The organism is Enterobacter cloacae complex sp. P1B, assembly GCF_014982345.1.
Taxonomy (GTDB): Bacteria; Pseudomonadota; Gammaproteobacteria; order Enterobacterales; family Enterobacteriaceae; genus Enterobacter; species Enterobacter bugandensis.
In genome coordinates this window covers 123,536-149,825 of the sequence record NZ_JADCLF010000012.1, presented here as the reverse complement: position 1 = coordinate 149,825, position 26,290 = coordinate 123,536, and the positions used below count along the sequence as shown (strand labels likewise).

Here is a 26,290-nt window from a genome sequence, read left to right as displayed (position 1 = left end):
TTCAGCGATTGAGGAAATTTGCCAGCAGTGCGTGCCCCTGCTCGCTGAGGATACTTTCAGGGTGGAACTGGACGCCTTCGAGATCCCACTCGCGGTGGTGAATCCCCATGATCTCCTGCGTATCGCTCCAGGCGGTCACGTCAAAGCAGTCGGGCAGCGTCGGTGGGTCAATCACCAGCGAATGGTAGCGCGTCACGGTTAGCGGGTTATTGAGCCCTGTGAATACGCCCGTGCCGGTGTGGGTGACCGGCGAGGTTTTGCCGTGCATCACTTTCGCGGCACGCACGATGGTAGCCCCAAATGCCTGGGCAATCGCCTGATGACCGAGACAGACGCCCAGGATCGGCAGCCTGCCGGCATAGTGGTGAATAACCTCCAGAGAAATGCCCGATTCCGACGGCGTACACGGTCCCGGCGAAATGACGATTTTCTGCGGAGCCAGCGTCTCAATATCAGACAGGCTAAGTTCGTCGTTGCGGCGGACAACCACCTCTGCACCCAGTTCACAAAAATACTGGTAAAGGTTCCAGGTGAAGGAATCGTAGTTATCAATCAGCAGAATCATGGCGGCTCCCGAAAAAAATGCCGCCCTATTCTACTCAGATTCCCGCGCTTCGCTCACTACTTTGGCAAAGATAGCGCTCAGCGCGGTCAAATCGCCCGTGGCACCGCTTCGGTTCGCCGCCACCCACTGCTCGGGATCAATATCCCGCCAGTCCAGCGCGTAATTCGCGTGGATGGCCAGCTGCTCAAAGAAGACGCGCTGAGCTATGCCATTACCGCGCATAAAGGGATGCAGCATATTGATTTCACAGTAGTAATGGCTCACTTTTTCAACAAACGCCGCTTTTTCAAGACCCACAAGATACTTATCACTTTCCAGAGCCGCCATCAGTTCGTTACCCATCGTCTCGATGTACTCAAAATGGCAGAAGGGAATGTCACCCTTAAAAATATCGTCGGTACGGAATTCGCCTGCCTGCTTCATCTCTCTGTGATACAGATGGCGATGAATGAGGCACAGATGCGGTAGCCCGGGCGCTGAAGGCCCAAGCTCCAGCGTCTCAATGCCGGGCTCTGAAGGACCATTACCTTTTTCAAGGAGACAACTGGCCTGAAAATTGACGTTACGCTGTTGCTCCCAGAGACGGGATTTTTGCTTATCGGTGAGTTTTTTCACTTAACGCCTCCCTGAATAGTCCGTTTGCCACAAGTATAAGCAGCAAAACGCGCTTTCGCAGGGAGGGGTCACAACACGGGCGAGGATCGCCCGTGTCAAAGAGGATTACGGCAGAACTTTTGCAGAGATGATAACGACAGGTTTAGACGGCACATTCTGGTATGGACCGACATCGTGGGTCTGAACCTGAGAGATTTTGTCCGCCACGTCCATCCCTTTCACAATTTTACCGAAGACCGCATAGCCGAAGTCGCGCTGGCCGTGGTCGAGGAAAGCGTTATCCGCCACGTTGAGGAAGAACTGGCTGGTGGCGCTGTCTTTATCCGCCGTGCGCGCCATGGAGATGGTGCCGCGCTTGTTCAGCAGGCCGTTGTCCGCTTCGTTTTTGATGGGTGGGTTAGGCTGTTTCTGCTGCATCTGCTCGTTGAAGCCGCCGCCCTGAATCATGAAGCCAGGGATCACGCGGTGGAAGGTGGTGTTGTTATAGAAACCACTGTTCACATAGTCGAGGAAGTTTTTCACAGAAACCGGAGCTTTCTGGCTATTCAGTTCCAGCTCAATGTTCCCGGCAGAGGTGGTCAGCAGAACGTGAGGGTCCCCTTTGGCTGCCAGCGCAGCAGGGGAAACGGCAGAAAGAGCAAACACAGCTGCGACAGCCGCCAGTGTTGATTTGAGCATGAGAATTCCTTAACAAAGCGCAGTATAAAAAGCGAATGGCTTGATTCTAAAGAGCAGTATGAACCGAGACCAGCCTTTTACCTAATTTTACGAAATTGAAACAATTATTACTGCGCAAACGATTGGTTATACCGCCATTTAGTGTGACTTGGATCACACTAAAACCTGCAATGGCATATTCATTTCCCTTAAAAGATAGGAATAGATCACTTTAGCGACTAAAATCTGCCCGCTCTCAGCGCCCTCCCGGCGCTTTTCTTTTTCTGAACAGGCCAGACATGACTAACAGCAATCGCATCAAGCTCACATGGATAAGCTTCTTCTCCTACGCCCTGACCGGCGCGTTGGTGATCGTCACCGGGATGGTGATGGGAAATATCGCAGACTACTTCCAGCTGCCCGTTTCCAGCATGAGTAACACCTTCACCTTCCTCAACGCGGGGATCCTGATCTCAATTTTCCTGAATGCCTGGCTGATGGAAATCGTCCCGCTGAAAACCCAGCTGCGCTTCGGCTTCGTGCTGATGGTTGCCGCCGTGGCGGGCCTGATGTTGAGCCACAGCATCGCCCTGTTCTCTGCCGCCATGTTCGTGCTGGGCCTGGTCAGCGGGATCACGATGTCGATCGGTACGTTCCTTATTACGCACATGTATGAAGGCCGCCAGCGCGGCGCGCGCCTGCTGTTTACCGACTCCTTCTTCAGCATGGCCGGGATGATTTTCCCGATGGTCGCCGCGTATCTGCTCGCGCGCAGCATTGAATGGTACTGGGTATACGCCTGTATCGGTCTGGTCTATGTCGCGATCTTCATTCTGACCTTCGGCTGTGACTTCCCGGTGCTGGGCAAAAAAGCGCAGACCACCTCAGAGCCGGTGGCGAAAGAAAAATGGGGTATCGGCGTGCTGTTCCTCTCCATTGCCGCCCTGTGCTACATCCTCGGTCAGTTGGGCTTTATCTCGTGGGTACCTGAATACGCTAAAGGTCTGGGGATGAGCCTGAACGACGCGGGCAAACTGGTGAGCGATTTCTGGATGTCTTACATGTTCGGCATGTGGGCCTTTAGCTTCATCCTGCGCTTCTTCGACCTGCAACGTATTCTGACCGTCCTGGCGGGTCTGGCGACCGTGCTGATGTATCTGTTCATCAACGGTTCCCCGGAGCATATGCCATGGTTCATCCTGACCCTGGGCTTCTTCTCCAGCGCGATTTACACCTCAATCATCACCCTGGGCTCCCTGCAGACCAAAGTGGCTTCGCCAAAGCTGGTGAACTTCGTGCTGACCTGCGGCACCATCGGCACCATGCTGACCTTCGTGGTCACGGGCCCGATTGTGGCGCACAGCGGCCCGCTGGCCGCGCTGCACACCGCTAACGGTCTGTATGCCGTGGTGTTTATCATGTGTTTCATTCTAGGCTTCGTGACCCGTCACCGCCAGCACAATACGGCAACGGCTACCCACTAATCGTCAAAACCCCTTTGCGTTCTGCAAAGGGGTTTTACCCTGCCTACCCGCTCTGAATGCCGATTCGTAAAAACCCCGTCAAATTTGTGCGAAAAGCAAGCAAGCACAAAAATCAAACAATATCCGTTACTTATAAAAAACCTGATAAATCATAGATATACCCACTAAGGGGTAGGTGAAGGCGTATTTGATTTGCATCAATAAGTGCCCCTGCTGAATCGTTAAGGTAGGCAGTAATAGAAAAGAAATCGAGGCAAAAATGAGCAAAGTCAGACTCGCTATCATCGGTAACGGCATGGTCGGCCACCGCTTTATTGAGGATCTTCTCGATAAAGCCGATGCTGACCAGTTCGATATTACCGTGTTCTGTGAAGAACCCCGCAAGGCGTACGACCGTGTGCACTTGTCTTCCTACTTCTCTCACCATACCGCCGAAGAGCTCTCTCTGGTGCGCGAAGGTTTCTACGAGAAGCATGGCGTAAAAGTGCTGGTGGGCGAACGCGCTATCACCATCAACCGTCAGGAGAAAGTGATCCACTCCAGCGCCGGGCGTACGGTTTTTTACGATAAGCTGATCATGGCGACTGGCTCGTATCCGTGGATCCCGCCGATTAAAGGGTCGGAAACCCAGGATTGCTTCGTTTACCGTACCATTGAAGACCTCAACGCCATTGAATCCTGCGCACGTCGAAGCAAACGCGGTGCGGTTGTTGGCGGTGGCCTGCTGGGCCTGGAAGCGGCAGGCGCGCTGAAAAACCTCGGCGTTGAAACCCACGTTATCGAATTTGCCCCGATGCTGATGGCGGAACAGCTGGACCACATGGGCGGCGACCAGCTGCGTCGTAAAATCGAAAGCATGGGTGTGAAGGTTCACACCAGCAAGAACACCAAAGAGATCGTGCAGGAAGGCACAGAAGCGCGTAAAACCATGCGCTTTGCCGACGGCAGCGAGCTGGAAGTGGACTTCATCGTCTTCTCCACCGGTATTCGTCCGCGCGACAAGCTCGCCACGCAGTGCGGCCTGGCCGTAGCCCAGCGCGGCGGGATCATGATTAACGATACCTGCCAGACCTCCGATCCGGATATCTACGCCATTGGCGAGTGCGCCAGCTGGAATAACCGGGTATACGGTCTGGTGGCACCAGGATACAAAATGGCGCAGGTCGCCGTGGACCATATCCTCGGCAGCGAAAACGCCTTCACCGGCGCAGACATGAGCGCCAAGCTGAAGCTGCTGGGCGTGGACGTAGGCGGTATCGGCGATGCGCATGGCCGCACCCCGAACTCCCGCAGCTACGTCTATCTGGACGAAAGCAAAGAGGTCTACAAACGCCTTATCGTCAGCCAGGACAACAAAACCCTGCTCGGTGCGGTGCTGGTGGGCGATACCAGCGACTTCGGTAACCTGCTCCAGCTGGTGCTGAACGCCATTGAGCTGCCGGAAAACCCGGACGCGCTGATCCTGCCGGCGCACGCCTCCAGCGGTAAACCATCTATCGGCGTAGATAAACTGCCGGACAGCGCGCAGATTTGCTCCTGCTTCGACGTCACCAAAGGCATGCTGATCTCCGCCATCAATAAAGGCTGCCACACCGTTGCGGCGCTGAAGGCCGAAACCAAAGCCGGTACCGGCTGCGGCGGCTGTATTCCACTGGTGACTCAGGTGCTGAACGCTGAACTGGCGAAACAGGGCATCGAAGTGAACAACAACCTGTGCGAGCACTTCGCCTACTCTCGGCAGGAGCTGTACCATCTGATCCGCGTGGAAGGCATCAAGTCCTTCGACGAACTGCTGGAGAAACACGGCCAGGGTTACGGCTGTGAAGTGTGTAAACCGACCGTCGGCTCCCTGCTGGCGTCCTGCTGGAATGAGTACGTGCTCAAACCAGAACACACGCCGCTGCAGGACACCAACGATAACTTCCTGGCGAACATCCAGAAAGACGGTACTTACTCCGTCATTCCGCGTTCCGCCGGTGGCGAAATCACCCCGGAAGGGCTGGTCGCCGTGGGCCGTATCGCCCGTGAATTTAATCTGTACACCAAAATCACCGGTTCCCAGCGTATCGGCCTGTTTGGCGCGCAGAAGGATGATCTGCCGGAAATCTGGCGTCAGTTGATTGAAGCGGGCTTCGAAACCGGTCACGCATATGCCAAAGCGCTGCGTATGGCGAAAACCTGCGTGGGCAGCACCTGGTGCCGCTACGGCGTGGGCGACAGCGTGGGATTCGGCGTCGAGCTGGAAAACCGCTACAAAGGCATCCGTACCCCGCACAAAATGAAGTTCGGCGTCTCCGGCTGTACCCGTGAATGTGCGGAAGCGCAGGGTAAAGATGTAGGGATCATCGCCACCGAGAAAGGCTGGAACCTGTACGTGTGCGGCAATGGCGGGATGAAACCACGCCACGCGGATCTGCTGGCGGCGGATCTCGATCGCGACACGCTGATCCAGTATCTCGACCGCTTCATGATGTTCTACATTCGTACCGCCGATAAGCTGACCCGTACCGCTTCCTGGCTCGATAACCTGGAAGGCGGTATCGACTACCTGAAGTCGGTCATCATTGACGACAAGCTGGGTCTGAACGAACAGCTTGAGTCCGAGATGGCTCGCCTGCGCGAGGCGGTGATCTGCGAGTGGACCGAAACCGTCAACACCCCGGCGGCGCAGACGCGCTTCAAACACTTTATCAACAGCACCCAGCGCGACCCGAACGTGCAGGTGGTGCCGGAGCGCGAACAGCATCGTCCTGCAACCCCGTATGAACGCATTCCGGTGATGCTGGTGGAGGAAAACGCATGAGCCAGTGGGTAAACATCTGCAACATTAACGACATTCTGCCAGCAACCGGCGTCTGTGCTTTGCTGGGTAACGAGCAGGTAGCTATTTTCCGCCCTCGCCACGATGAACAGGTCTTTGCCATCAGCAATATCGATCCGTTCTTTGAGGCCAGCGTGCTCTCCCGCGGTCTGATTGCTGAACACCAGGGTGAGCTGTGGGTCGCCAGCCCGCTGAAAAAGCAGCGTTTCCGCTTAACCGACGGGCACTGCATGGAAGATGAAAGCTTCTCGGTGAAGCACTACGACGCCCGCGTGAAGGACGGCAAGGTGCAGCTCAAAGCGTAACCCTCCGCCTTTCCAATAGGAAAGGCTTATGACCCCTTATGGGTAACGGCAGGAAAAACCGTATGTTCTGTACGATTCCTGCTGTTATCCTGACGTCAATTCTTACCCCCTCCTTGAATGCTGTGAGGTAACGTCGTGGACCACCTGCCGATTTTCTGTCAATTACGCCATCGCGACTGCCTGCTTGTAGGCGGCGGCGATGTGGCTGAACGCAAAGCGCGCCTGTTGCTGGAAGCCGGAGCCCGACTGACCGTCAATGCCCTCACCTTCGCTCCGCAGTTTGACGTCTGGGCTCAGGAAGGGATGCTCACGCTGGTGCAGGGGGAGTTTGATGAGTCCCTGCTGGATACCTGCTGGCTGACGATTGCCGCGACGGATAACGATGAAGTGAACCAGCGCGTCAGCGACGCCTGCGAAGCGCGCCGGATCTTCTGCAACGTGGTGGATGCGCCGAAAGAGGCCAGCTTTATCATGCCGTCGATTATCGACCGTTCACCGCTGATGATCGCGGTGTCTTCCGGCGGCCGCTCGCCCGTACTTGCCCGCCTGCTGCGGGAGAAACTGGAAGCTATTTTGCCGCAGCATCTCGGCCAGATAGCCCACTACGCCGGGCAGCTTCGCTCCCGCGTGAAGCAAACCTTCTCAACCGTGGGTGAGCGTCGTCGCTTCTGGGAGAAATTTTTCGTTAACGACAGGCTGGCGCAGTCGCTGGCGAATCAGGACGCGAAAGCGGTTGAAGAGACGACCGAGCAGCTGCTGAGCGAGCCGCTGGATCACCGTGGTGAAGTGGTGCTGGTCGGGGCTGGTCCGGGAGATGCGGGTTTACTGACCCTGAAAGGGCTCCAGCAGATCCAGCAGGCGGATATCGTGGTGTATGACCGCCTGGTCTCCGATGACATCATGAACCTGGTGCGCCGCGACGCCGACCGCGTCTTCGTCGGTAAACGGGCAGGCTACCACTGCGTGCCGCAGGAGGAGATTAATCAGATCCTGCTGCGTGAAGCGCAAAAGGGAAAACGCGTGGTGCGCCTTAAGGGCGGCGATCCGTTTATCTTTGGCCGCGGCGGCGAAGAGCTGGAAACCCTGTGCAATGCAGGCATTCCGTTCTCCGTGGTGCCGGGCATAACGGCGGCATCCGGCTGTTCAGCCTACTCAGGCATTCCGTTGACACATCGCGACTACGCTCAAAGCGTGCGTCTGGTCACGGGCCACCTGAAAACCGGCAGCGAGCTGGACTGGCATAACCTGGCCGCTGAAAAGCAGACGCTGGTGTTCTACATGGGGCTGAACCAGGCCGCCACCATCCAGGCGAAACTGCTGGAACACGGCATGGAGGCTGATATGCCCGTTGCGCTGGTGGAAAACGGGACGTCAATCAAGCAGCGCGTGGTGAATGGCGCGCTGACGCAGCTCGGTGAGCTGGCGCAGCAGGTCGAAAGCCCGGCGCTGATTGTGGTGGGTCGCGTGGTTGAACTGCGCGATAAACTGAACTGGTTCTCGAATCACTAACGCATATTCTCCCTCCTTCGAGTAGTCCTTAAGCGGACTACTCCCTTCATACCTCAGTCGATAACATACCGCCCGCATAATGGAACTTTTCCATTTATTCCCTCATGTTACATCCATTTTAAGATTTTTAGACAAGGAATGCGTATGTTCAAGCTGGCAAAAGCCGCCGTTCTGGTTGGCCTGTTATCGACTCTGACCGCCTGCACCGGTCACGTTCAAAATACTAAAAATAACTGCAGCTACGATTACCTGCTGCACCCGGCGATCTCCATTTCGAAGATCATCGGCGGTTGCGGCCCGGCGGCACAGCAGTAAGCGTTTTTCAGGCGTAAAAAAACCGGGGATTTCCCGGTTTTTTTATTGAGTCCGTATTTGTCGGGTGGCGGCTTAAGGTTTCGCCACAAACCCAATCGCCTCGTACACCGCTTTCAGGGTTTCGGACGCGCGCGCGCTGGCTTTTTCCGCACCGTCTTTCATCACCTTCTGCAGGAAGGCTTCGTCGTTACGGTAGCGGTTGTAGCGCTCCTGCAGCTCGGTCAGCATGCCGGAAACGGCCTCTGCCACTTCACCCTTCAGGTGGCCGTACATCTTGCCTTCGAAGTGTTTTTCCAGCTCGGGAATGCTCTGGCCGGTCACGCCGGAGAGAATGTCCAGCAGGTTGGAGACGCCCGCTTTGTTCTGCACGTCGTAGCGCACCACAGGCGGCTCGTCGGAGTCGGTGACCGCGCGCTTGAGCTTTTTCACCACCGATTTCGGATCTTCCAGCAGGCCGATAACGTTGTTGCGGTTATCGTCAGACTTGGACATCTTCTTGGTTGGCTCCAGCAACGACATCACGCGCGCGCCGGATTTCGGAATAAACGGCTCTGGCACTTTGAATACGTCGCCGTAAAGCGCGTTAAAGCGCTGGGCGATATCACGGCTCAGCTCCAGGTGCTGCTTCTGGTCTTCACCCACCGGCACCTGGTTGGTCTGGTACAGCAGGATGTCGGCCGCCATCAGCACCGGATAGTCGAACAGGCCAGCGTTGATGTTTTCAGAGTAGCGGGCAGACTTATCCTTGAACTGGGTCATGCGGCTCAGCTCGCCGAAATAGGTATAGCAGTTCAGCGCCCAGCCCAGCTGCGCATGCTCCGGCACGTGAGACTGAACGAAAATGGTGCTCTTTTCAGGATCGATACCGCAGGCCAGATAGAGGGCCAGGGTGTCCAGGGTGGCTTTGCGCAGCTTCTCAGGATCCTGACGCGCGGTGATAGCATGCAAATCTACAATGCAGTAAATGCAATGGTAGTCATCCTGCATGCTGACCCACTGACGCAACGCACCCATGTAGTTACCAATGGTCAATTCACCTGAAGGCTGTGCGCCACTAAAAACGATGGGCTTAGTCATTATTCAATTCCTGATGTTCACTGTGCGAAAGCCCGAGTGCGGGCAACAAATCTTTGAAGTGATCGAACACAACATCCGGCTCACTCAGCGTAATGGCCTCACCGTAGTTGTAGCCATAGGTTAATCCGACGGAAGGACACCCCGCCGCTCGGGCAGCCAGAATATCATTACGCGAATCCCCGACAAAGAGCAGCTCCGCAGGCGTTAAGGATAATTTTCCTGCCACCAGCAACAGCGGCTCCGGATGCGGCTTTTTGTTCTGCACGTCATCCCCGCCTACAATCACGGAGAAATATTTCGCGATATTGAGCGCTTCCAGCAGCGGCGCAACAAACGGCGTCGGCTTGTTGGTCACCAGCCCCAGCGGGATGCCTTTTGCGTGCAGCGCGCTCAGGGTTTCCTGGACGTCCGGGAACAGGAAACTCCCCTCCTCGACGGCCTCTTCGTAGAAGCGATCGAACAGCTTGCGCAGAATACGCAGCTGCTCATCCTGAGGGATATCGGCGTGATCGACGCTTGGTTTCCCCTGCGCGGAACGCTGCGACGCGCGTTCCTGACGAGCCCACGTCAGCGCGCGCTCCATCAGGACATCGGCACCGTTGCCAATCCACGTAATCACACGATCTTCGCCCGCAACGGGCAGTTCCAGTGCATACAGCGCCTGATCGACGGCGCTCGTTAAGCCCGGCGCGCTGTCCACCAGCGTGCCGTCGAGGTCGAATGCCACACCCCGAATTGCCTGCAATTTATCCATGACTTACCTTCGCCAGCTCGCGGCGCATTTCATCAATGACTTTTTTGTAATCCGGTTGGTCGAAAATTGCCGAACCTGCAACGAACATATCCGCGCCCGCTGCCGCAATTTCGCCAATATTATTCACTTTCACACCGCCGTCCACTTCCAGACGAATATCATAGCCAGACTCGTCAATGCGACGGCGCACTTCGCGCAGCTTATCCAGCGTGTGAGGGATGAACGACTGGCCGCCAAAGCCCGGGTTAACGGACATCAGCAAAATCACGTCCAGCTTGTCCATCACGTAATCGAGATAGCTCAACGGTGTTGCCGGGTTAAACACCAGCCCCGCCTTACAGCCGTTCTCTTTGATCAGTTGCAGCGTGCGGTCAACGTGCTCGGAGGCTTCCGGATGGAAAGTGATAATGCTGGCGCCCGCTGCGGCGAAGTCAGGCACGATGCGGTCGACAGGCTTCACCATCAGGTGAACGTCGATCGGTGCGGTAATGCCGTAGTTACGCAGGGCCTTGAGCACCATCGGACCGATGGTCAGATTGGGAACGTAGTGGTTATCCATAACGTCGAAATGGACGACATCTGCGCCAGCTGCGAGAGCTTCCGCCGTGTCTTCACCCAGGCGGGCAAAATCGGCCGACAGAATTGAGGGGGCAATCAAAAACTGTTTCATCCGCATCTCCTTGAAATGTGTTTACCGGCGGGCAAAACGGCTCAGGGGCGATAAAGAGCCAGGAGTTCGTCCACCTTTTTACGTGTGCCGCCGTTGCTGCTAATGCTACGCCGCACCTTAACCTGAAAATGCTTCGCGGCTTTATACCATTCGCGCGTATCAGGGGTATCGTGATTTGAAATTAACACCGGAATTCTTTTGCTGACCAGTTTTTCCGCCATCTCCGCCAGGCGGGCCTGTTCGGCCGGGCTGAAGCTATTGGTGTGGTAGGCGGTGAAGTTCGCCGTCGCAGACAGCGGCGCATAAGGCGGATCGCAGTAAACCACCGAGTTTACGCCTGCCAGTTCCATGCACTCTTCATAGGAGAGGCAGTGGAACTCTGCATTCTGCGCTTTCTTCGCAAAATGATACAGCTCGTCCTGCGGGAAGTACGGGCGCTTATAACGACCAAACGGCACGTTAAATTCGCCGCGCAGATTGTACCGGCACAGGCCGTTGTAACCATGACGGTTGAGGTAAAGGAACAGCAGCGCGCGGCGGAACGGATCCTGGCTCTGATTAAATTCCGTGCGGAACTGATAGTAGACGTCAGGGCTGTTGTTCTCTGGCGTAAACAGCTTGCGCGCCTCTTCCACATACTCATCGGTACGCAGCTTAACGATGTTATAAAGGCTGATAAGGTCGCTGTTGATATCCGCCAGGATATAACGAGAAAAATCGGTGTTCAGGAACACCGATCCCGCACCCACGAAGGGCTCGATAAGACACTCGCCTTTTGGCAGGTGCTTTTTAATATCATCGAGCAGGGGGTATTTCCCCCCTGCCCATTTCAGAAAAGCGCGATTTTTTTTCATGCTGACTAACTGATTACACCTTCTCCGGCTGTGGAGAAAGCTCCGACAGCATCCTGCGCTTTAAACATTACTTCAGATCGGCCTGCACCTGATGAATCGGCTTCGCCCACGGGTTTTTCGCCTGAACGTCTGCTGGCAGTGTCGCCACGGCGCGCTTCGCTTCATCTTTAGAAGCATACACACCGCTCACCAGCACGTACCACGGCTGTCCGTTACGGGTTGTCTGATAAACCACGTAGTTTTTCAGATTCGATTTCTTCGCCCAGCCGTTGAGGTTGTCATAGTTAGACGAACTGCTCAACTGCAGCGTGTAGTTGCTGGACGGTGCAGATTTCAGCGAACCGACGTTGCCAGCTGTTTTACCTGCTGCAGCACTGGAAGCCGTCGCCGTTGCGGCAGGCGCAGCGGTGGCAGCAGGTGCCGTTGTGGTTGCCGTCGCTTTCGGCGCAGTCTGCGTGACTGGCGCTTTAGCCGGCTCGCTCACGGCAGCCGTTTCAGTGCGTTTCGGCTGTGCCGGTGCGGCTTTCACTTCAGGCGCTTTTACCACGGCCTGAGGCTTGGTTTCACGCTTAGGCTCAATGACCGCCTGCTTACGTTCAGGACGCGTCGCAGTTTGCGTCTGGCGCGGTTTAGTTTCCGTTGCTGCCGTCTGCGGCTGCGCGGTAGCACCGTGGATCGGCGCGACGGTTGCAGGTTCAGTTGGCAGCGTAGAGTTAACCACAACGTTATCAACCTGCTGCTGGTTTTGCGGCTGCATCAGCGCATTGTTCAGGTCTCCCTGAACTTCAACACGCTGCTGGCCTTCGGGCGTGACAGGTGCCTGGCCCTGAGCAGGCGTTGATGAAACGGGCGGCAGAGAAACATCCTGCGGCGTCGTTGTGTTGCTGGCAGTCTGCTCAGCGGAAGTGGTGCCCGGCGCTGGCTGTGCACCATTCGCCTGATCCGTCGCATCATTACCGGAGAGGTTGATGCTCTTCTCTGCGGAGGCGGTTTGTTCGGTTGAGTTGGTGGACGGTGCTTTCAGCGCGGAGCCAATGCCAACAATCAGCAGCACAAGCACCAGAACGCCAAGTCCCATCATGATGTACTGACGGGAGGCCGGTTTCTGCGCAGCGGCTTTTTTACGTTTACGCGGGCGACGCTCTACAGGCTGTTCGTCCATTGAATCTTCTTCGGACTCATAATCCTCTTCTTCTCGCTCATCACGCGCGTTGCGGCTGCGCGAAGGGCGACGATCGTCTGCATCCAGATCAACATCGTCAAAGTTGATCTGCGGCTCGTTATCACGTTCTGAAGATTGACGAGAACGACCAGTACGACGATCGCTGGGATCGGGTTTCAGCTCGTCTTCTGGTTTGAATTCATCCATTTAACACCCCACTCAAAGGCTTATGCCTACGTCTTTGCATTTCGCCTGAAGCTAAACGACCACCGATAACAGTGGCCTGACCTTTCTAGTTGTTACGCCTGCTGGCAATCAGCAATGGCGCCAAGAACGACATCGTGCGACACTCCGCCGCGCACTTCACTCTTCCCTATTGCAAGCGGGAGTACAAGACGCATCTCACCTGCCAATACTTTTTTATCGCGCATCATGTGGGGTAAATACGCCTGCGCCGACATCTCCTGCGGCCCGGTGACCGGCAAACCTGCACGTTCAAGTAGCGCAATGATACGTGCCGTCTCTTCCGGTTTAAACTGCCCAAGACGTTCAGAGGTGCGGGCTGCCATGACCATGCCAGCCGCGACGGCTTCACCGTGCAGCCAGTTGCCGTAACCCATTTCGGCTTCAATGGCGTGGCCAAACGTATGCCCAAGATTCAGTAAAGCACGTAAGCCGGTTTCACGCTCGTCTGCCGCGACAACTTCTGCTTTCAGCTCACAACAACGACGAATGCAGTATGCCAGTTTCGCCTCATCCAGGCGCAGCAGCGCATCCATATTCTCTTCAAGCCAGTTAAAGAACTCGCCATCCAGAATAATGCCGTATTTGATCACTTCAGCCAGGCCAGAGGCCAGCTCGCGTTTCGGCAGGGTTTTCAGGCAGTCGAGATCCACCACCACCGACGCAGGCTGGTAGAACGCGCCAATCATGTTTTTGCCGAGGGGATGGTTGACTGCCGTTTTGCCACCGACAGAGGAGTCGACCTGAGACAGCAACGTGGTCGGGATTTGAATAAAACGGACGCCACGCTGATAGCTTGCGGCCGCAAAGCCGGTCAGATCGCCCACAACACCGCCGCCCAGGGCAAGCAGTGTTGTATCGCGACCGTGCGGTTTTTGCAGCAATGCGGTAAAGACGGTATCGAGTACCGTCAGGCTTTTATACTGCTCGCCATCGGGCAGAATCACACTGTCGACTTTTACGCCTGCCTGCTCAAGCAGGTGGCGCACGCGGTCGAGATAAAGCGGAGCCAGCGTCTCATTGGTGACCAGCATCGCCTGATCACCCGCTTTTAGTGGTAAAAAGGAAGCTGGGTCGTTAAACAAACCAGCCGCGATGGTGATAGGGTAACTACGTTCCCCGAGAGTAACTGTAATCCTCTCCATGACGCGACATCCACCTTTAATGCTTTTACCCGCAGGCGAGTGTATATAAAGCCAGAATCAGTTGCTTTCCAGCATATGAATAATCTGGTTTGCAACCACTTTAGCGCTCTGATCGTCAGTACGAATGGTCACATCAGCAATCTCTTCATACAGGGGATTGCGTTCGTCGGCCAACGCTTCCAGAACTTCGCGTGGTGGCGTTTCAACCTGCAGCAGCGGGCGCTTTTTATCGCGCTGCGTACGTGCCAGCTGTTTCTCAATGGTCGTCTCAAGATAGACCACTACGCCACGGGCGGAGAGACGGTTGCGGGTTTCGCGAGATTTCACAGAGCCGCCGCCTGTTGCCAGTACGATGCCCTGTTTTTCCGTGAGTTCGTTGATCACTTTTTCTTCTCGGTCACGGAAACCTTCTTCGCCTTCTACATCGAAAACCCAGCCCACATCAGCTCCGGTTCGTTTCTCAATCTCTTGATCAGAATCGTAAAATTCCATATTGAGTTGTTGAGCTAACTGACGCCCAATAGTGCTTTTGCCGGCACCCATAGGCCCAACCAGAAAGATATTGCGTTTCTCTGCCATTTTATCGGTACTACTAAGACTATTCGTTAATGGTAATCCCCGCTTCGCAGACACCCGGCGTAGCAGGACATGAACTGAAACCTCATATGCAATAGAGCGAGAGTCAGACTAAAAATTATCTCAATACTCCGGCTTGTTTGGCAACTGATTAAATCACCGCGCCGGACGCATAAGGTAATAAGACGTAAGTCCAACTCAAATCGGTACTCCTTGTATGCTAATTCATGCCCCACGTCAAACATCTGCAACAAACTGAATGCAAAATCATTGCGGGGATCGTTACCCGTTAGTGAATACCGACCAGACGTGGCGTAATAAACACCACTAACTCACGCCGCTCATTATCTTTTCCATCATGGCGAAAAAGGTGTCCCAGCCAGGGGATGCTCCCAAGCCCGGGCACGCTGTCACTGCCGGTTTTGTTCTTTTGCGAGAAAATTCCCCCCAGCGCCAGCGTTTCTCCACTTTTTACCTCCACCTGGGTTTCTATCTCCTGCTTATCGATGGCAAGCGTTTCGCCATCGGCCTGCTGCAGCACCTGTCCCGGCATGTTTTCACTGATGTGTAGTTTCAGGCGCACGCGCCCACCGGGCAATACTACCGGCGTGACCTCCATTCCGAGTACCGCCTCTTTGAACTCCACCGAGGTCGCCCCGCTTTCACCGCTTGAAACCTGATACGGGATCTCACTCCCCTGCTTAATGCTGGCCGGTTGCATGTGCGAGGCCAGCAGCCGCGGGCTGGCAATGATATCGACCTGCTGTTTTTGCTCCAGCGCAGAGAGCTCCAGATCCAGCAGCCTGCCGTTAATCCGCCCGATGTTAAACCCCACATGCGTGGTAGCACTGGCTACAGAAAGATCGCTGCCAAGCGTCGTTAGCTGTCCAACCTTGCCCGCCTCAGTGGCCTCGGCAAGATTCCACTTCACCCCCAACTCCCGCAGGCTTTTTTCATTAATGGTGACAATGTGCGCCGCGAGTTCGACCTGCTCGACGGGAATATCCATCTGAGCCGCCCACTGCTGCAGCGCCTCCAGTACCACCTGGTTATCCCTGATGAGCAGACGGTTGGTGCGTTTGTCGACAGATAAACTCCCCTTTGGGCTCAGGAGCTTTTCAGCCGCGTTTTGCAGTTCTCCGGCATCCGCATAAGAAAATGGGATGCTGTGCGAGACCAGCGGAGCATCAAGCTGTCGACGCGCTCGCTCCTGCTCTAAACGTTCCCGCTGTTCACGCTGCCAGGCCGCGGTATGGACATAATAAATACCGCCCTCCTCTCGTAAAACGAGTCCGGCGCTGGTGACTACCGTCTGTAACGCCTGCCGCCAGGGAACGCGCGTCAGGTTAAGCGAGAGCGTGCCGCCGACATCCGGCGATACCACCAGGTTACGGTTCTCCTGCGCAACCAGCGCCTGTAGCACCTGAACCACCGGCACGTCATCCACCACCAGCGTGACCGGCTTTGGCGCGACTGCCCACAGCGGGCGGCTGAACGCCAGCAGCAACAGCACTATCCTTAACTTCATTTTTATCCTTTCCTTCTCGTTGCCACGCCCATTCTTCGGGATCGCATGTGTTACCCACATCAACAACCAGTTCCGTTTCATTGATGGCCGTTATCCGCCAGCCCGCCGGGAAACGATCGTGCTCTTTCAGACGATGCCAGCGCCGTTGCCCATCCAGCAAAATACCAACGCGCTGCTGCCCTCCCACCATTCCGCGGTAGTGCCACTGTGCCAGTTCGGCTGTGGCGCAGGGGTCGTCCGGCGGGCGAAACGGATCGCGCATGCCGGTCAACAGCAGCGCCGAGCAAACCAGCAGGTATCTCGCGCTATTTCGCATGTTCCAGCTCCAGCCTCAGGCGTAACGCCGTACTTTGTGGCGCAAGCGTGAAAGTAGCGACCCGCACATCCCGCTGCGCCAGCCGGGAAAAAAGAGGCGGGATCGCCTGCCACTGCGCCTCCAGCGCCAGTTCACCGCCGTTTTGCAACGGCTTCCAGTGAAGGAGCCTTGTACCCTCCCCCTGAAAATCGAGCGGTGAAAAGGGCTTTATCTCCAGTGCCGTCCGGGTTTGCGGGCTAAACGGCACCTGACTGGCGGTGGGCCACAGCGACGCGTTAGTCCGCGCCGCCTGGCTCAACTGCTGCCGCTGATCCGCACACTGTTTCTCTGCTGGCCGGAGCAATACACCCCATGCTGTCAGGCCCATCAGGAGAATACACAGCCCCCCGCAGACCAGCCGACACCAGGGACGACTTTCACACCAGCGCTCTAGCAAGGTCTCCACGCATTACCCCTCGCTTTTCAGGTGCAAAGTGAACATCCAGCGCCCCTGGCTATCCTGCCGGAGTTCCCCCTCAGAACCGGGCGTAAAGCCGTCTATGTGCTCCAGCCCATTACGCAAGGCAGAGAGCGCCTGCAGGGTAGTGGCATATCCGATCAACATCAGAGCAGGAGGCTGATAACGCAGCTCTGTCAGCCATACCTGCGCAGGCATGGCCTCAGAAAGTGACTCCAGCACCGGTTGCCATGCGCGGTGCTGCGGCGTGCCCGCAGGGTTCTGCACCTCTGCGGTGGGTCGCTGGCGAGACACAAGACCACGCTGCACGGACTGCGTACCCGCCAGTTGAGCCTGCAGCGCGCGCAGCGTTACCAGATAATTCATCCTTACGCTAAAAACGGTCACCAGCATGAGCAGCAATGCGCCGAAAAACACGGTTCCCCAGAAACGCAGGCATCGCGCGCGCCGCTGCTGGCGCCAGGGCAGGAAGTTGGTCACGTTCATTCAGGCACCTCGCTCATGGCCAGCGCCAGCGCGACGGTATAGTCAGCCCCGCATTCGGGAAGAGGCGCATGCCAGCGCTGCAGCGTTTCCCATGGGGTTCGTTCGGCATCAAAGAACGCGATGTCATTCTGATTGAGGGCCAGCAGCGCCGCCAGCTCAGTGACGTTTTCTGCTTCAGTGGTATAACGACGCCCCCACTGATGGCGCATAGCCCACAGCCAGTAATGCGCATCCCGCCAGGCGACGCACAGCGTCGGCGCTACCGCAGGCAGCAGGTTCGTCAGCGCGCTGGCATCCGGGGTGATGGTCGCCAGCCGCAAACGTAGCGTTTTCGCCAGGTCAAGAAGCGTTTCAATCTCTTTGTTTTGTGCAGCAGTCACGTGAAACGTATTGCTGAAGGTGTCCTGGGTGTAGTCGAAACAGAGGGACTCTGTCGACATCTCCAGTTCGCGCGAAAGCGCCGCCCCCATCCACGAGAGCTGCTCGCTGTCGCGCAATGCAAGAGCCGGTCGGGGCAACGTTTTTTGCAGAGTCCGTGCAGCAGGAAAGGAGAGAAATACCCGGTGGTAGTGCGGGAGCGCTTTTCGCCAGTCGCGTAAGGCATCGGCCAGCGCTTCTGGCTGACAAATTTTGCCGTCACGAATGATGCCTTCGGCCAGAGAAATGGCCCACCAGCGGCGTAAGCACCAGCCGCCTCTCTCCCGGACCAGTGCCGTAATCAGCACCTTATCCTGTTGAATATGAACGCCCGTTTGCCATGTTTTGAAATCCATGCTTCACGATCTCCTTATCGCCCGTCGCCTTGACGGCTATATCAATGAATCAGGCTTGCCTTTATACTACCGCGCGATTGTTTAGAAACTGCCCAAGTGAAACCAAATGGGAAATCTCCGGTGAAGTTCGTAAAGTATTTATTCATCCTTGCAGTCTGTTGCATTCTGCTGGGAGCAGGCTCGATTTACGGTTTGTACAAATATATTGAGCCACAGCTACCTGATGTCGCCACGCTCCGCGATGTGCGTCTCCAGATCCCAATGCAGGTCTATAGCGCCGATGGCGAGCTGATGGCGCAGTATGGCGAGAAGCGTCGTATCCCGCTGACCTTAAACCAAATTCCCCCCGTGATGGTGAAAGCTTTTATCGCCACGGAGGACAGCCGTTTCTACGAGCATCACGGTGTCGATCCGGTCGGGATTTTCCGTGCCGCAAGCATTGCGTTGTTCTCCGGTCACGCCTCCCAGGGGGCGAGCACCATTACGCAACAGCTGGCGCGAAACTTCTTCCTCAGCCCTGAAAAGACGCTGACGCGTAAGATCAAAGAGGTGTTCCTGGCGATCCGTATTGAGCAACTGCTGAACAAGGACGAGATCCTTGAGCTGTACCTCAATAAAATCTATCTGGGCTACCGTGCCTATGGCGTGGGGGCAGCCGCGCAGGTGTACTTCGGTAAGCCTGTTGAACAGCTCACCTTAAGTGAAATGGCAACCATTGCCGGTCTGCCAAAAGCGCCGTCCACGTTTAACCCGCTTTACTCGCTCGATCGCGCTACCTCACGCCGTAATGTCGTCCTGTCACGTATGCTGAGCGAAGGCTATATCAGCCAGAGCGAGTACGACCAGGCGCGTAACGACGTCATTGACGCCAATTACCACGCCCCGGAGATCGCCTTCTCTGCCCCTTATCTGACCGAAATGGTGCGCCAGGAGATGGTGAGTCGTTATGGCGACAAGGCCTATGAAGATGGCTATCGCGTGTACACCACCGTTACCCGTAAAGTGCAGCAGGCGGCTCAGGACGCGGTGCGCAATAACGTGATGGACTACGATATGCGTCACGGCTATCGCGGACCGTCGAACGTGCTCTGGAAAGTGGGCGAAAGCGCATGGGACAGCAAAAAAATCACCAGCACGCTGAAAGCGCTGCCAACCTATGGTCCGCTCCTTCCAGCCGTAGTGACGCAGGCCGATCCTCAGGAAGCCGTTGCGACGCTGGCGGACGGCACGTCCGTCTCCCTGCGCATGGACGGTATTCGCTGGGCGCGTCCATACCGTTCGGACACCCTGCAGGGGCCAACGCCGCGCAAAGTGACCGACGTGGTACAGGCCGGGCAGCAGATTTGGGTGCGCAAGTCAGGCGATGCCTGGTGGCTGGCGCAGGTACCGGATGTGAACTCGGCTCTGGTCTCCATCAACCCACAGAACGGGGCGGTAATGGCGCTGGTCGGCGGGTTCGATTTCAACCAGAGCAAATTTAACCGCGCCACGCAGGCGCTGCGTCAGGTGGGTTCCAACATCAAGCCGTTCCTCTACACGGCAGCGATGGATAAGGGACTGACCCTTGCCAGCATCCTAAACGACGTGCCGATCTCCCGCTGGGATGCCGGTGCCGGTTCCGACTGGCAGCCGAAGAACTCTCCTGCGGAGTATGCCGGTCCTATTCGTCTTCGCCAGGGTCTGGGGCAGTCGAAAAACGTGGTGATGGTGCGTGCCATGCGCGCGATGGGCGTCGACTATGCGGCAGAGTACCTGCAGCGCTTCGGCTTCCCGGCGCAGAACATCGTTCGCACCGAGTCGCTGGCGCTGGGTTCAGCCTCCTTTACGCCGCTTCAGGTCGCCCGCGGATACTCGGTGATGGCCAACGGCGGCTTCCTGGTTGACCCGTACTTCATCAGCAAAATCGAGAACGACCAGGGCGGCGTGCTGTTTGAAGCGAAGCCGAAAATTGCCTGCCCTGAATGTGATATTCCGGTCATTTACGGCAATACGCCGAAATCCGAGGTGCTCGAAAACAAGGACATGGAAGACCCTGCCGTTTCTCAGGAGCAGCCAAATATCGTCTTGCCGCAGCCGCAGCTGGAGCAGGCTAACCAGTCGCTGGTGGCGCAGACCGGCGCGCAGGAGTATGCCCCGCACGTGATCAACACGCCGCTGGCGTTCCTGATCAAGAGCGCGCTGAACACCAACATCTTCGGTGAACCCGGCTGGCAGGGTACCGGCTGGCGAGCAGGGCGCGATCTGCAGCGCCATGATATCGGCGGTAAAACCGGGACAACTAACAGCTCGAAGGATGCGTGGTTCTCCGGTTATGGGCCGGGCGTGGTGACGTCAGTCTGGATCGGTTTCGACGATCATCGCCGTGATTTAGGCCGTACCACGGCATCCGGCGCGATTAAAGATCAGATTTCCGGCTACGAAGGCGGCGCCAAAAGCGCGCAGCCGGCCTGGGATGCCTACATGAAATCCGTTCTTGAAGGCGTGCCGGAGCAGCCGCTGACGCCGCCACCGGGCGTGGTGACGGTCAATATTGACCGCAGCACCGGCCAGCTCGCTAACGGCGGTAATAGCCGTGCCGAGTATTTCATCGAAGGTACGCAGCCAACCACACAGGCGGTGCATGAGGTGGGAACAGAGATTATTGATAACGGCGAAACACACGAGCTGTTTTAAGCATAAAAATGCCCGGTAAAAACCGGGCAAAGAATTGCAGGCCGGGTAAGGCGAAGCCGCCACCCGGCTTTTTTATAGCCTACAGCCGCCCTTGCCCTTTCAGCCACTCGCGAACCAGGAACAGTGCGCTCACGTTGCGAGCCTCGTTAAAGTCAGGGTCTTCAAGCAGATCCATCAGATGCGCCAGCGGCCAGCGAACCTGCGGCAGCGGCTCTGGTTCATCTCCCTCCAGCGATTCAGGATAGAGATCTTCAGCCACCACAATGTTTATTTTGCTGGAAAAATAGGACGGCGCCATGCTCAGCTTTTTCAGGAACGACAGTTCGTTCGCGCCAAAACCCACCTCTTCTTTCAGCTCGCGGTTTGCTGCTTCAAAGACCGTTTCACCCGGATCGATGAGCCCTTTCGAGAACCCAAGCTCGTAAGATTCCGTCCCCACGGCGTATTCGCGGATCAAAATCAGATGATCGTCGACGATAGGGACAATCATCACCGCTTCGCGCGAAGAGGGGCGCATACGCTCATAAACACGACGCACACCGTTGCTGAACTCCAGATCCACACTCTCGACGTTAAACAGGCGCGATTTGGCGACAGTTTCAACGTGCAGAATGGTGGGTTTTTGTAGTGGTTTGCTCATCTTGATGGGGTCTTAGCAGTGTGAACTGGCGTTATTGTGCGATATGCCGCACGGTTTCGGCAATGTCAATTGTTCTTTATTTACATTTATGCAACGCAGCAGGGATCAATCCTCAATTCAAAACAAATGTCAAGAGGTTGAAATGTTTCCAGGAATTTGCTGATATCGCGCCATGACAGGCTTTGCTATCATCACCGGTCACTGGGATGCGCTTTAGAATGCTCAAGTTCGACTCCATACTTGCCGATAGCCAGCCACAGACTCTCATTCAATGTAAAGGTGCTACTGACTACACCTGTAAGATAAGTAAGATGGGGAAAGCATGAGCACCATTTTGATTGTTCTCGCTGCTATGCTGGTCAGCGCATTGATTGCAGGGTGGCTGTACAGGCGACGCATACAGCGCCGTTACCGGCTGCCCTTTTTAAATGCCTTCGCGGGTGCGACAACGCGTAAACTCACGCAAGACGAGCGCGATGCAGTTGAAAACTATCTCGAAACGCTGAACCGTTCTCAGTTAACGCCTGGGCCGACGGGAGCCACGACTGCGCCTGTCGCGCTTAAGCTTAACGCGCAAAGTGACACCGTGCTCTGCGTGACGCGCTCCATCACGCGCTACGGCATTACGACTGACGACCCCAACAAGTGGCGCTACTACCTGGATTCGGTTGAGGTGCATCTGCCTCCGTCCTGGGAGCAGTACATTAACGACGAAAACAGCGTTGAGCTGATTCACACCGATTCGCTGCCGCTGGTAATCTCGCTCAACGGCCATACCCTGAATGACTATCTTCACGAAGCCCCGCGCTTTGCGCTGGAACGCGCGAGTTCAACGCAGGCCTCTATTCGTGGTGAAGAGACCGAGCAGATTGAGCTGCTGAATATTCGTCAGGAGACGCATGAAGAGTACGCCCTGAGCCGTCCGGACGGTATTCGTGAAGCCATCCTGATCGTTGCCGCTTTCCTGCTCTTTTTTGTCTGCCTGCTGACGCCGGACGTCTTTGTCCCATGGCTGGCGGGTGGCGCGGTGTTGCTTCTTGCGGCCGGGCTGTGGGGGCTCTTTGCCCCGCCGGCCAAAACCTCGCTGCGGGAGATCCACTGCCTGCGCGGCACGCCAAAGCGCTGGGGCCTGTTCGGTGAGAACGATCAGGAGCATCTCAACAATATCTCACTCGGGATTATCGACCTGATCTACCCGCGCCACTGGCAACCGTGGATTGCGCAGGATTTAGGGCAGAAAACCGATATTGATATCTATCTTGACCGCCACGTTGTGCGACAGGGGCGCTTCCTGTCTCTGCATGATGAAGTGAAAAATTTCCCGCTTCAGCACTGGCTCCGCAGCACTGTCATCGCCGCCGGCGCCGGGCTGGTGTTTATCATGCTACTGCTTTTCGTGCCGCTGGATATGCCCATCAAATTTACCCTGTCGTGGATCAAAGGCGCGCAGACCATCGAGGCGACCAGCGTCAACCAGCTCGATGAAGCGGGTGTACGGGTGGGCGATACGCTGCGCCTGAAAGGCACCGGAATGTGTAATATCCATACCCCGGGGGCGTGGAACACGCGCCAGAATTCACCGTTCACGCCGTTCGACTGTTCGCAAATTATCTGGAACGACGCGCCGCCGCTGCCGCTGCCGGAATCCGAAGTGGTGAATAAAGCCACGGCGCTGACCCAGACGGTCAACCGCCAGCTGCACCCGAAACCGGACGATGATTCACGCGTCAGCCCCGCGCTGCGTTCCGCCATCCAGAAATCAGGCATGATTCTGCTGGATGATTTTGGCGACATTGTCCTGAAAACCCAGGACTTATGCTCCTCGCAGGATGAGTGCATACGCCTCAAGAACGCGCTGGTTAACCTCGGGAACAGTAAAGACTGGGACTCGCTGGTGAAACGCGCCGAGGCGGGACGACTTGATGGCGTCAACGTGCTGCTGCGTCCGGTCAGCGCGGAATCGCTTGATAACCTGGTCGCCACCTCGACATCGCCGTTTATGATGCGCGAAACCACCCGGGCGGCTCAGGCGCTCAACAGTCCGGCACCGGGCGGCTTTGTGATTGCCAGCGATGAAGGCAGCGACCTGGTCGATCAGCCTTACCCGCAGGTAGCGCTTTATGACTACCCGGCCCAGGAGCAGTGGAGCCAGTTCCAGCGTCTGGCGCAGATGCTGATGCAAACGCCGTTCAGTGCCGAAGGGATTGTCACAAGCATCTACACCGACGCCAACGGCACGCGCCATATCGGCCTGCACCGGATGCCGGACAGCGCAGGATTGTGGCGTTACATTGGCACCTCTCTGCTGATGATCGCCATGCTGATCGCTATTTTCTGGAACGGTTTTATGGCCCTGCGCCGCTACCAGCGCTCCCGCACGCGTCTGGCTGAGATCCAGCAATATTATGAGAATTGCCTCAATCCTAAGCTGATCCCCTCCTCTGAGAGCCTGATCTGATAACGTCGTTGCGCGACAAGATGTGCTACCCTGTCGCGCACGTTTCTTCTGGCTGGAGTTCCCCCCTATGCATCTTGATATCGACTGGCAGCAGGTCGACACCGTTCTGCTGGATATGGACGGCACGCTGCTCGATCTCGCCTTTGATAACTATTTCTGGCAAAAGCTGGTGCCGGAAACCTATGGTGAGCAGCAGGGTATCTCCCCGGCAGAAGCGCAGGCGTTCATTCGTTCGCAATATAGCGCGGTGCAACATACGCTAAACTGGTACTGTCTGGACTACTGGAGCGAGCGCCTCGGTTTGGATATTTGTGCCATGACCACTGCCCAGGGACCACGCGCCGTGCTGCGCGAAGATACGGTTCCCTTCCTGGACGCGCTGAAAGCAAGCGGCAAGCGCCGTATTTTGCTGACTAACGCGCATCCACATAACCTGGCCGTGAAGCTGGAGCATACGGGACTGGCGTCGCACCTTGATTTATTACTTTCCACCCACACATTTGGTTATCCGAAAGAGGATCAGCGGTTGTGGCATGCGGTGAAGGAAGAGACCGGCCTGCAGCCGGAGCGCACGCTGTTCATTGACGACAGCGAGCCTATTCTGGATTCTGCGGCAACGTTTGGCATTCGCTACTGTCTGGGCGTCACTAATCCTGACTCTGGCCTGGCTGAAAAAAGCTATCTGCGCCATCCGGGACTGAATGACTACCGCCAGATGATCCCCTCACTGACCGTGAAGGAGACGCCATGAAAGAAAAGCCCTCAGATGGGGTAAGACTGGATAAATGGCTGTGGGCAGCCCGTTTTTATAAAACGCGCGCCCTTGCCCGTGAAATGGTTGACGGCGGTAAAGTGCATTACAACGGCCAGCGCAGCAAGCCGAGCAAGCTGGTTGAGCTGAACGCCACCTTAACGCTGCGCCAGGGCAACGACGAACGTACGGTTGTGATTAAAGCCATTACCGAACAGCGGCGGCCCGCATCGGAAGCCGTACTGCTTTACGAAGAGACGGCTGAAAGCGTTGAAAAGCGCGAGAAGACCGCGCTGGCGCGCAAAATGAATGCGCTGACCATGCCCCACCCGGACCGGCGACCGGATAAAAAAGAGCGCCGCGATCTGATGAAATTTAAACACGGTGAGAGCGAGTAACCCTCACCCGCACGAGAGATGAAAATGGCCCAACACGACCAATTACACCGCTATCTGTTTGAACAATTCGCCGTGCGCGGCGAGCTGGTCACCGTATCCGAAACCTGGAAACAGATTCTGGAAAACCACAACTACCCGCTGCCGGTGAAGACCCTGTTGGGCGAACTGCTGGTTGCCACCAGCCTGCTGACCGCAACGCTGAAGTTTGCCGGTGATATCACCGTGCAGCTGCAGGGTGACGGCCCGATGACGCTGGCGGTGATCAACGGCAATAACCAGCAGCAGATGCGCGGCGTAGCGCGCGTTCAGGGCGACGTTCCTGAAAATGCTGATCTCAAAACGCTGGTGGGCAATGGCTACCTGGTGATCACCATCTCCCCGGAGGAAGGTGAACGCTATCAGGGCGTGGTCGGTCTGGAAGGCGATACCCTGGCAGCCTGCCTGGAAGATTACTTCATGCGCTCCGAACAGCTGCCGACGCGTCTGTTCATCCGTACCGGTGAAGTGGACGGCCAGCCTGCTGCGGGCGGCATGCTGCTGCAGGTTCTGCCAGCGCAGGACGCGCAGACCAATGACTTTGAGCATCTGGCGACGCTGACCGAAACCATCAAGGCGGAAGAGCTGTTCAACCTGTCGGCGACCGACGTGCTGTGGCGTCTGTACCACGAAGAAGAAGTGACCGTGTACGATCCGCAGTCCGTGGAGTTTAAGTGCACCTGCTCGCGCGAGCGCTGTGCTGGCGCACTGAAAACTCTGCCGGATGAAGAGATCGACAGCATCATGGCTGAAGACGGCGAAATTGATATGCACTGTGACTACTGCGGTACGCACTACGTGTTCAATTCAATGGATATCGCTGAAATCCGCAATAACGCCTCTCCGGCAGATCCGCAGGTTCATTAATACGCTACCCCTCGCCCTGCCCTCTCCCCCTTGCGGAGAAGGTTAGGGTGAGGGCAAAAATCCCCCAAAAGCTGAATCGTTTTCCCTATGTAACTCTTACGTAATTTTCTTACATGTATGCGATTACATTCACATTCTCTCCGATAAAATCACCA

Annotated in this window: 26 protein-coding genes; 10 read left to right on the top strand and 16 right to left on the bottom strand. The window is 56.4% G+C overall.

Translation table 11 applies throughout. The annotated features are described in order from the left end of the window. Position 1: 1 nt before the first annotated feature. From pabA to ppiA, 3 genes are all read right to left on the bottom strand, one after another. On the bottom strand, positions 2-565 hold the full coding sequence (gene pabA, locus INF77_RS12745) for an aminodeoxychorismate synthase component 2 (protein WP_182035562.1): 564 nt from the start codon (positions 563-565) through the stop codon (positions 2-4). A gap of 30 nt (positions 566-595) precedes the next feature. Continuing rightward, complete coding sequence (locus INF77_RS12740) at positions 596-1,180, bottom strand: putative adenosine monophosphate-protein transferase Fic (protein WP_028014650.1); 585 nt, start codon at positions 1,178-1,180, stop codon at positions 596-598. A 105-nt stretch (positions 1,181-1,285) separates the two neighbouring features. Then, positions 1,286-1,858, bottom strand: coding sequence for a peptidylprolyl isomerase A (ppiA, locus tag INF77_RS12735; RefSeq protein WP_041911929.1), 573 nt, complete (start codon positions 1,856-1,858; stop codon positions 1,286-1,288). A gap of 278 nt (positions 1,859-2,136) precedes the next feature. On the opposite strand from ppiA, the gene tsgA reads away from it, so the two are divergent. The 5 genes from tsgA to INF77_RS12710 all read left to right on the top strand — a co-directional run bounded on the left by tsgA (position 2,137) and on the right by INF77_RS12710 (position 8,271). Beyond that, positions 2,137-3,321, top strand: coding sequence for an MFS transporter TsgA (tsgA, locus tag INF77_RS12730; RefSeq protein ID WP_028014652.1), 1,185 nt, complete (start codon positions 2,137-2,139; stop codon positions 3,319-3,321). A gap of 259 nt (positions 3,322-3,580) precedes the next feature. After that, entirely contained in the window at positions 3,581-6,124 is a 2,544-nt protein-coding gene (nirB, locus tag INF77_RS12725) for a nitrite reductase large subunit NirB (protein WP_028014653.1), read from the top strand. Further along, entirely contained in the window at positions 6,121-6,447 is a 327-nt protein-coding gene (nirD, locus tag INF77_RS12720) for a nitrite reductase small subunit NirD (RefSeq protein ID WP_045259347.1), read from the top strand. The genes nirB and nirD overlap by 4 nt, the downstream gene beginning before the upstream one ends. A gap of 135 nt (positions 6,448-6,582) precedes the next feature. After that, complete coding sequence (gene cysG, locus INF77_RS12715) at positions 6,583-7,956, top strand: siroheme synthase CysG (RefSeq protein WP_193532538.1); 1,374 nt, start codon at positions 6,583-6,585, stop codon at positions 7,954-7,956. A 144-nt stretch (positions 7,957-8,100) separates the two neighbouring features. After that, positions 8,101-8,271, top strand: coding sequence for a YhfL family protein (locus tag INF77_RS12710; RefSeq protein ID WP_008503029.1), 171 nt, complete (start codon positions 8,101-8,103; stop codon positions 8,269-8,271). Between the two features lie 72 nt (positions 8,272-8,343). Here INF77_RS12710 and trpS read toward each other — a convergent pair whose 3' ends face one another. From trpS to INF77_RS12650, 12 genes are all read right to left on the bottom strand, one after another. Further along, a complete protein-coding gene (gene trpS / locus INF77_RS12705; RefSeq protein ID WP_028014657.1) occupies positions 8,344-9,348 on the bottom strand; it encodes a tryptophan--tRNA ligase in 1,005 nt (334 codons plus the stop codon). Continuing rightward, positions 9,341-10,102, bottom strand: a complete 762-nt coding sequence (gene gph / locus INF77_RS12700; RefSeq protein ID WP_041911923.1) for a phosphoglycolate phosphatase — start codon at positions 10,100-10,102, stop codon at positions 9,341-9,343. Before gph ends, trpS begins: the two co-directional genes overlap by 8 nt. Then, positions 10,095-10,772: a ribulose-phosphate 3-epimerase gene (rpe, locus tag INF77_RS12695; protein ID WP_023333698.1), complete on the bottom strand. Its 678-nt coding sequence runs from the start codon at positions 10,770-10,772 to the stop codon at positions 10,095-10,097. Before rpe ends, gph begins: the two co-directional genes overlap by 8 nt. Positions 10,773-10,813: 41 nt before the next feature. Next, complete coding sequence (gene dam, locus INF77_RS12690) at positions 10,814-11,626, bottom strand: adenine-specific DNA-methyltransferase (protein ID WP_028014659.1); 813 nt, start codon at positions 11,624-11,626, stop codon at positions 10,814-10,816. A gap of 67 nt (positions 11,627-11,693) precedes the next feature. After that, on the bottom strand, positions 11,694-12,995 hold the full coding sequence (gene damX / locus INF77_RS12685; protein WP_041911922.1) for a cell division protein DamX: 1,302 nt from the start codon (positions 12,993-12,995) through the stop codon (positions 11,694-11,696). Between the two features lie 92 nt (positions 12,996-13,087). Next, a complete protein-coding gene (aroB, locus tag INF77_RS12680; protein ID WP_041911921.1) occupies positions 13,088-14,176 on the bottom strand; it encodes a 3-dehydroquinate synthase in 1,089 nt (362 codons plus the stop codon). Positions 14,177-14,233: 57 nt separating this feature from the next. Continuing rightward, entirely contained in the window at positions 14,234-14,755 is a 522-nt protein-coding gene (gene aroK, locus INF77_RS12675; protein WP_003861630.1) for a shikimate kinase AroK, read from the bottom strand. A gap of 286 nt (positions 14,756-15,041) precedes the next feature. Continuing rightward, entirely contained in the window at positions 15,042-16,280 is a 1,239-nt protein-coding gene (gene hofQ / locus INF77_RS12670) for a DNA uptake porin HofQ (RefSeq protein WP_193532539.1), read from the bottom strand. After that, a complete protein-coding gene (locus tag INF77_RS12665; protein WP_136344094.1) occupies positions 16,192-16,596 on the bottom strand; it encodes a HofP DNA utilization family protein in 405 nt (134 codons plus the stop codon). The genes hofQ and INF77_RS12665 overlap by 89 nt, the downstream gene beginning before the upstream one ends. Next, positions 16,586-17,041, bottom strand: a complete 456-nt coding sequence (locus INF77_RS12660; RefSeq protein WP_193532540.1) for a HofO — start codon at positions 17,039-17,041, stop codon at positions 16,586-16,588. The genes INF77_RS12665 and INF77_RS12660 overlap by 11 nt, the downstream gene beginning before the upstream one ends. Before the next feature lie 3 nt (positions 17,042-17,044). Next, positions 17,045-17,539, bottom strand: coding sequence for a PilN domain-containing protein (locus tag INF77_RS12655; protein ID WP_048957368.1), 495 nt, complete (start codon positions 17,537-17,539; stop codon positions 17,045-17,047). After that, positions 17,536-18,312: a DNA utilization protein HofM gene (locus tag INF77_RS12650; protein WP_193532541.1), complete on the bottom strand. Its 777-nt coding sequence runs from the start codon at positions 18,310-18,312 to the stop codon at positions 17,536-17,538. The genes INF77_RS12655 and INF77_RS12650 overlap by 4 nt, the downstream gene beginning before the upstream one ends. 120 nt (positions 18,313-18,432) lie before the next feature. On the opposite strand from INF77_RS12650, the gene mrcA reads away from it, so the two are divergent. Continuing rightward, a complete protein-coding gene (gene mrcA / locus INF77_RS12645; RefSeq protein WP_028014665.1) occupies positions 18,433-20,985 on the top strand; it encodes a peptidoglycan glycosyltransferase/peptidoglycan DD-transpeptidase MrcA in 2,553 nt (850 codons plus the stop codon). Positions 20,986-21,064: 79 nt separating this feature from the next. Here the strand turns inward: mrcA and nudE are convergent, their stop codons facing one another. Next, positions 21,065-21,625 carry an ADP compounds hydrolase NudE gene (gene nudE, locus INF77_RS12640; RefSeq protein ID WP_193532542.1) on the bottom strand — a complete coding sequence of 187 codons (561 nt, stop codon included), beginning with the start codon at positions 21,623-21,625 and terminating at the stop codon, positions 21,065-21,067. Between the two features lie 322 nt (positions 21,626-21,947). Between nudE and INF77_RS12635 the strand changes: the two genes are divergently transcribed. From INF77_RS12635 to hslO, 4 genes are all read left to right on the top strand, one after another. Then, a complete protein-coding gene (locus INF77_RS12635; protein WP_028014667.1) occupies positions 21,948-24,083 on the top strand; it encodes an intracellular growth attenuator family protein in 2,136 nt (711 codons plus the stop codon). 67 nt (positions 24,084-24,150) lie between these two features. Then, positions 24,151-24,834 (top strand): GMP/IMP nucleotidase, encoded by a 684-nt coding sequence (gene yrfG / locus INF77_RS12630; RefSeq protein WP_028014668.1) that lies wholly within the window; start codon positions 24,151-24,153, stop codon positions 24,832-24,834. Continuing rightward, positions 24,831-25,232 carry a ribosome-associated heat shock protein Hsp15 gene (gene hslR, locus INF77_RS12625; RefSeq protein WP_028014669.1) on the top strand — a complete coding sequence of 134 codons (402 nt, stop codon included), beginning with the start codon at positions 24,831-24,833 and terminating at the stop codon, positions 25,230-25,232. Before yrfG ends, hslR begins: the two co-directional genes overlap by 4 nt. 18 nt (positions 25,233-25,250) lie before the next feature. Beyond that, positions 25,251-26,135 (top strand): Hsp33 family molecular chaperone HslO, encoded by an 885-nt coding sequence (gene hslO / locus INF77_RS12620; protein ID WP_161495995.1) that lies wholly within the window; start codon positions 25,251-25,253, stop codon positions 26,133-26,135. Positions 26,136-26,290: the final 155 nt, after the last annotated feature.